The 6,495-nt window shown below is 53.1% G+C and carries 6 protein-coding genes and 1 pseudogene; 2 read left to right on the top strand and 5 right to left on the bottom strand.

Features of this window, described 5'->3' with window-relative positions; genetic code table 11:
- Positions 1 to 205 precede the first annotated feature (205 nt).
- From B4968_RS23215 to B4968_RS17515, 5 genes are all read right to left on the bottom strand, one after another.
- A complete protein-coding gene (locus B4968_RS23215) occupies positions 206 to 904 on the bottom strand; it encodes a hypothetical protein (RefSeq protein ID WP_139792889.1) in 699 nt (232 codons plus the stop codon).
- A 71-nt stretch (positions 905 to 975) separates the two neighbouring features.
- The gene (locus tag B4968_RS17530; protein ID WP_083100701.1) at positions 976 to 1,647 is read right to left on the bottom strand and encodes a M10 family metallopeptidase C-terminal domain-containing protein; all 672 of its coding nucleotides are present in this window, start codon (positions 1,645 to 1,647) and stop codon (positions 976 to 978) included.
- Positions 1,648 to 1,668: 21 nt separating this feature from the next.
- Complete coding sequence (locus B4968_RS17525) at positions 1,669 to 3,564, bottom strand: calcium-binding protein (protein WP_083100700.1); 1,896 nt, start codon at positions 3,562 to 3,564, stop codon at positions 1,669 to 1,671.
- Between the two features lie 309 nt (positions 3,565 to 3,873).
- Entirely contained in the window at positions 3,874 to 4,122 is a 249-nt protein-coding gene (locus B4968_RS17520) for a hypothetical protein (protein ID WP_338153306.1), read from the bottom strand.
- Between the two features lie 407 nt (positions 4,123 to 4,529).
- Positions 4,530 to 4,985 carry a baeRF12 domain-containing protein gene (locus tag B4968_RS17515; protein ID WP_083100702.1) on the bottom strand — a complete coding sequence of 152 codons (456 nt, stop codon included), beginning with the start codon at positions 4,983 to 4,985 and terminating at the stop codon, positions 4,530 to 4,532.
- A 459-nt stretch (positions 4,986 to 5,444) separates the two neighbouring features.
- On the opposite strand from B4968_RS17515, the gene B4968_RS26270 reads away from it, so the two are divergent.
- Together B4968_RS26270 and B4968_RS26265 are read left to right on the top strand one after the other, a co-directional pair.
- Positions 5,445 to 5,678 (top strand): hypothetical protein, encoded by a 234-nt coding sequence (locus B4968_RS26270; protein WP_420916548.1) that lies wholly within the window; start codon positions 5,445 to 5,447, stop codon positions 5,676 to 5,678.
- Positions 5,679 to 5,885: 207 nt separating this feature from the next.
- Positions 5,886 to 6,260 (top strand): annotated as a pseudogene (locus B4968_RS26265) (transposase); the annotation flags it as partial.
- Positions 6,261 to 6,495 lie beyond the last annotated feature (235 nt).

The following is a 6,495-nucleotide window of genomic DNA, read 5'->3' as shown; positions in this document are numbered from 1 at the left end:
GCCATGGAAAACTGCTTCATAGGAGCGGCGACGCCAGACGCTTACCACTACTGAGATGACTGGGCTAAAAAGGCAGGCTTCAGTGAGATTGCAAAACCCCTGTCGAATAAGGCGCTCAAAATGGCCACACCAAGCCGACCTCAAGAGTTGTGGTCGGGTAGATGACTTCAGAGATGAGCTTGAAAGGCGGTGCAACAGGTCAGGTTCAAGAGCGAAGGAGAATTTTGTTGGAGTTTAAGGCCTGTGCAATTTCTTGGTACGGACCAGAGCGCGGGCTGGAGTTTTCGGCGGATCGAAGTAAAATTGTTTGTGTTTCCTCGAGCACCTGAAGTGCTTCTGAATTCGCGCGACGAAGCTGTTGATCTCTTACAGCAACAATAGGTCTTGCACCCCTCTTTCCAGTCTCAGGTGAAACAACCCGAACCCGGGGGCTTGTGCTGTTTCGATATTCTCTTGAAATACTACGCAACTGATCTGAGGCATTTTGCAATGCCGCTTTGGCTTCGCCAAAAACCGCGTTTTGGGGTAGGTTTTCTGCTGCTTTGGCAAGTTCTGCGCTAAGGCAATCAATGCGATAGTTCGTCGGCGCCCTGGTACAGATGCGCCCGGCGATCTCAATTGCGACCGAAGTCGCTGTGCCAACTTGTGAAGGGCTCAAGGATGAAGCTGTGGCAGTCGCGTCATTGCCGCCACCTTCTTCTCTGACGTCCTCAGGTCCACCGGCTGTACCACCACCGGCTGTACCACCGGCTGAACCACCAGAGACCTGTACCCTATGCACCGGGTCGGCACTGTTTTGAAGAATCTGCATGGGAACCAACGACGCACTTGCAACGGATTGGCTGGATAAAAGGGCGCAGCATTTTGCTACCAGCATGACCCGCTTCGCATTGAAAATCGACACTCTCTCAAAATCCTTTTAAACGTGAAAACTGGCTCAGTCTGTATTCTGAAGTTATGAATGCGGCGAAGGTATCATGAGATTACTATATCGCTGGCCAGTAAAAAATCCTCTCTGACCAATAGCGTGTCAGAGAAGATCTCAACTTCAAAATCTGTATCCAGTGTTTCGTCAATCGCGCCTTGTCCGCTGTACTCCTCATAGGTGCTGGCCACCAAGAATTTTGAGCCAAAGCTTGATTCGACATGAAGGATAATCTCGGCTGTGTCACCTTGGTCAAAGCCAGACACATTGTAGTAGAACGTGGTAGCGACAGGTCTAACGACTGTTGTAACCACAGGAATTTCCTCGTCATCCGATATTTCCACTACGGTTTCATAAGTGAAACCGCTAATTGCGAGGTCTATACGGACACCACTCTGAGCAAATTCTGAAAGATCAATCAGGGACAAGCCGGTTTCAAAGCTGGAAATCGTGTCACGAAGTTCCAAACCGCTCCGGCTCTCTTCAACTGAGCGAAATACAAACAGGTCAGGGTTTCCGGTGGGTTCAGTTTGCTCTGTATCTCGATAGCCGCCGTTGAGAATATCGCTTCCCAAACCTCCGTACAGCGTTTCATTGCCTCCACCGCCTCCCTGCAGAGTGTCGTCGCCCGATCCTCCCGAAAGGAAATTTCCACCATCAGTGTTTGAGGTTGAACTCGAGTCTTGCCAGCCAACCAACAAATCGTTGCCGTCACCGGCCAAAAGAGTGTCTGCCCCAAGACCTCAAAAAAGAGAGCCATCTCCGGCACCTTCATCGATGCTATCGTCTCCGGCATCGCCACTGAGCCTGTCGGAGACATTGCCACCAATCAGTGTGTCATCACCTTCCCCGCCAGAAAGGTGGTTTTGGTCCAAAGTGGACCCCGTGATTGAGTTGCCCAACGCGTTTCCGTTGCCAACCAGAACTCCGTCAGGCTCTGCGGGACCCGTCAACACGAGGTTCTCAAAATTCTCGCCAAGAGAGTAAGTTGCAAGGTCCGTCTGAACGGTATCTATTCCGCTGTCGCCGCTTTCAGTCACAGTGTCGTTTGCGCTATTTACTATGTACAGGTCATTCCCAATCCCACCTGACATCGTGTCGTCACCAGCTCCACCATCGAGGGTGTCATCCCCGTCGCCTGCGACAATGACATCCTCACCGTCACCGCCTTCCAGAAGATCATTTCCTCCGCCCCCAGCGAGCCAGTCCATCCCATCTTCGCCCAGGAGAACATCCGCAAGGCTGCCACCAAACAGCGTGTCGTTGCTTTGCGCTCCTGAGAGTGCGTTACGTGCGAAATCAGAACCCGTAATTTCATTGTCGAGTGTATTTCCTGCTCCAGTTATCAGGTCACCTTCTCTAGGGGCACCAAGGAACGTGAGGTTCTCGACATTGTCCGCAAGTGTAACTGCGAGAGCGTGGCTCTGAACCTCGTCCAGCCCTTGATCGAAACCCTCCTGAATGACGTCATTTTCATTATAAATCAGGTAGATGTCATTCCCAAGACCTCCCAAAAGGGTGTCCGATCCATCGCCACCATCAAGCGTATCGTCGCCTTGTCCCCCCTCCAGTTGATCATCACCAAAACCACCAACCAGGCTATCCTCGCCGCTGCCCCCCTCAAGGATGTCGTGCCCACGCTCTCCTCTAAGAGAGTCGTTCCGGGCTCCTCCCACCACTGTATCGTTACCTGCTCCTCCAACCAGAAGGTTTTGATTGCTCTCAGCTCCGAGGATTTGGTTGTCGTCTGAGTTGCCGGTACCTGTGCGAATGTTGCCCTCTCCGCTAGAGCCAATAAGTGCCAAGTTTTCAAACCCTGAACCTAGAGTGAAGCTATCTAGAGAGGTATTCACATAGTCCAACCCACCTCGGCTGTTCTCGAACAATCGGTCTCCAACGTTGTCTACAAAGTAGGTATCATTGCCTCGACCACCCTGCATCCAATCTGCACCGGCACCTCCACGCAAGACATCCCGCCCTCCGCCTCCGACCAGCCTATCATTCCCACCATTTCCAAATAGGTTGTCATTGTCCGGACCGCCCTGAAGGGTGTCGCGACCTCCGTTACCCTGAAGAGTGTCAGCCCCGGATCCACCAATCAGCGTATCAGATTGCCCTCCCCCTAGAAGACGGTCATTGCCAGCTTCTCCATACAAGGCGTCAGCGCCACTCTGACCGAACAGCACATCGCGTCCCTGGCCACCAAAGGCGCGATCATCCCCTCGGGTCCCCTGTATCCGATCACCTCCGGCATACCCAAAAAGGGTGTCGTTCCCACTTGAGCCAACAACCCGGTCTGCGCCTCCATAAAATAAGTTAATGAAAGCGCTTGTTTTCATAGGAGGATTCTCAATTACGGTGACCGCATCCAGTTCAAAGCTGGAAAGCTCAAAGTCGAGTACACCGTTGGCAGACTGCTGATAGCTAACAATCGTTCCCGAAAGCACGTCAAAACGGTCCAGGGGATCAAAAGGGCGATCAACGAACTCTAGGTCACGGATCCGGTAGATCCCTTCGAACCCATTGGGGCCCGTGTAAATCACCATCCCGATATTGTTATTCAGATTTTCAATTACAAACTGGAATGGGCCGACTTCTGAACCAATTTCAAAAGTGCGGTGGAATGTGACATCAACCATTGTGCACCTACATCAGAAAGCCAAAAAAATCTCACACGAGAGGACCGATCATCGAGACGTGCTGAGCACATTCCAGAGAGACTGGCAGATTCTGTTTAACTTGAAAAGGAGCAGCCAGTCTGGCGTTCAGGTCAGAAAAGCTGTGTGGCAGCTTTATGTGAAGATGGCTGTCTAGTGGGCAAACGGGCGGGTCCACCTCATTGGCCCAGGCCTGATGGAAAACTGATGAGGTGGATGGCTCCTGCTTCACTCGGCGAAGCAATGTGTCCTGGCGCAGCCGCCAAAGCGTGCATAGGAGGCATGATCGACCTAGAGTACAAAGTTTGAGATCAGTTCGGCAAACAGGCGGCCAGGGGCTTGCGCCAGCTCTGTGCCTTGCCTGGCCAGACCGATTGATCCATGCTTCTCCGCATATTGCAGCGTCAGGAGGTCGCCTCGAAGCAGCCGAGAATGGGCGAGGTTGGAATGGTCATCGGCGAGGGTGCGACAGTCGATCATATTGGAATGCTGCCACAAACTGCGCTGCAGGTCCATGATGTCCGCAGTGAGGGAGTTCACCAGGCACAAAATTCTGCACAGGCAGCGAACGTATGGTTCGACGGGCCACACCGCAGCGTACAATAGACCTGATCAATGGCCGGTGTGGGCCGTTCACGCCGTTGAAGCCGATCACGACAAACGGGGCAGGAATCTAGCTTTCGGTGTGGGGTAGGCGCGAGCGGCGGCTATGCGTAGATAGCAACATTTGCAAATGCGGGGTTCTGTACATGGTGCAGCACGTGAACGGCCCATAGCTGCCGTTCACGACAATCTCAAATGCTGCGACGCAGTCCATCAATTGCGGACATCAATGCATTATCTCAGCACAATTGAGGCATTTAGGCCTGCTATGCAGAAAACCTGCCGATCATTATGGCCGGAAATATTCCAACAGAATAGATTCAAAGGCTGCATTGGCAACACCTTTACATCTGTTCAAGCTCGGACTTCAGCAGGCTTTCGATTTTCTCGATCGGATGATTTGTCAGGGTCTTTGGGATTTCGGCTATCACCTTCTTCACGGCATCTGGGCTGATTTCCACTCGTAGATCACCAAGCGCCTTCGGCGGTGCCACGATCACGATCTCGTCGAAAGCGCCATCCTGCGCGGCACGGTTAAGAATAGCTGCGATCTCTTTGACATAGTGGTCTTCGGACAACTGGTGCCAGTCGGTATCCTGCAATGCAGCGCGGCGCATTCCAGGAACGGAATTTGCTCGACCCGCGCGGTCGCTGCCTTGAGCGACGCTGGGCGGGTTTTCCGTCTCCTGATGCCAGACCACTCGCAAATCATAGTCTTTCATATCTCCGGCGTTTCGTAGAAAAAGGGCTTTTTGGCCATCCGCAACCAATACCCAACTCCCAGTTTTAAAAAGAACCATCTTCAACTCCATTTATTGACAACTTTGCTTGACCGTATAAGCGACGCGGCTGTCTTCGGGCTTGAGCGAAATCAACACGGACGAAAAAAATCAGTTTCCTGCATCCAAATGTTGATTGAAGAGAGCTTCTCTTGCATCTGAAAGTGTCTGGATTGTTGCTTGAAAAATTGGTTCCGATGACGCCTCAGGAACTAATGTCGACTTTCTAGACCTCGGAGTATCTCCGCGTTAAGCTCAACAATGAGAGATCACTCACGGCCCAAAGCCGACGTCCGCCGACGGTCACCATTATTGCAGTGTGGCACGTCAATACTGCCGTTCACTGCAACTGCAAAGTCAAAGAATGCTCAGATTTACACATCCGGCCCTGACCGGATGAGGTGGATGGCTCCTGCTTCACTCGGCGTCGCAATGCGCCATACTGCAGATGTCATATACTGCTGAGAGAGGAGCCACCCAATGACAGTTACAACAGTTGGCCTGGATCTGGCCAGGCATGTGTTTCACGTTCATGGAATTTCGGAAACTCGACGCAGGATTTTCAATAAGAAGATCAAACGCGCACAATTGTTGGCGTTCTTTGAAACGCTGCCGCGTTGTGTCATCGGCATGGAGGCTTGCGGTTCGGCCCATCATTGGGGCCGCGAAATTGGGGCCGCGACCTGCGCAAGTTGGGCCATGACCTGCGGTTGATGCCTGCGGCCTATATCAAACCGTACGTTAAGCGTGGCAAGACGGAGGCCGCCGATGCCGAGGCGATCTGAGAAGCGGTGCGCCGCCCAACGATGTATTACCAGACAGGCGATGCTAGCATCGCCGAGAGGGCGGTTTGTCGAGATTAAATCAGAAGACCAGCAGGCCGTTCTTGCCATCCACAGGTCACGGGACTTGGTGGTGCGCATGCCCGGCATTGGGCCGATCACTGCTTCAGCGATTGTTGCTACGATCGGCGATGCACATCAGTTCAGGACCGGTCGCGATCTGGCTGCCTGGTTGGGTTTGACACCTCTGAACAAATCTAGCGGCGGGCAAAGAACGCCTTTGGCGGATCACCAAGAAGGGAGACCGATATATTCGAAAGCTGTTGATCCTTGGGATGACGTCACGCGCGTTGATGGCGCGGGACAAACCAGAAAAGTCAGACATCTGGATCGCAAAAATGCTCGCGGAGAGGCCGTTCCGGCCATGGCGACAGTCGCCATGGCAAACAAATCTGCCCGGATTATCTGGGCCATGCGAACCAAACGAAAGGAATACCGGCAGCCGATTGTCTGATCGGGTCAACCTGCCCAGGGCTGCAAGGCGCTTGATGTGATGATGCGAAATGAAGTCAACCAAAAGTCAGGACGCTCCGACCAATGTCGCGGCCCACAGAGGTCGTTGAGCCGAGAGGAACCTTGCTTGCGGAACTCATCCACTGCCCGGCAGGCGATGCTTGCAGCGCTGAGAGGGAGGGCCAGTGGCAATCGCCTCGTAAACAGGCCCCTCTCGGCAGATTGCTCCGCAATCG

The organism is Pseudophaeobacter leonis (assembly GCF_002087335.1).
Classification (GTDB): domain Bacteria; phylum Pseudomonadota; class Alphaproteobacteria; order Rhodobacterales; family Rhodobacteraceae; genus Pseudophaeobacter; species Pseudophaeobacter leonis.
Note: the sequence above shows the minus strand (reverse complement) of the source record. Positions and strands in the feature narration are given on the sequence as shown.

Bases quoted from the DNA above. Each gene is read 5' to 3' on its own strand.
- B4968_RS17525 (WP_083100700.1), bottom strand. From the start codon at position 3,564: ATGGTTGATGTCACATTCCACCGCACTTTTGAAATTGGTTCAGAAGTC.
- B4968_RS17515 (WP_083100702.1), bottom strand. From the start codon at position 4,985: ATGGTTCTTTTTAAAACTGGGAGTTGGGTATTGGTTGCGGATGGCCAA.
- B4968_RS26270 (WP_420916548.1), top strand. From the start codon at position 5,445: ATGACAGTTACAACAGTTGGCCTGGATCTGGCCAGGCATGTGTTTCAC.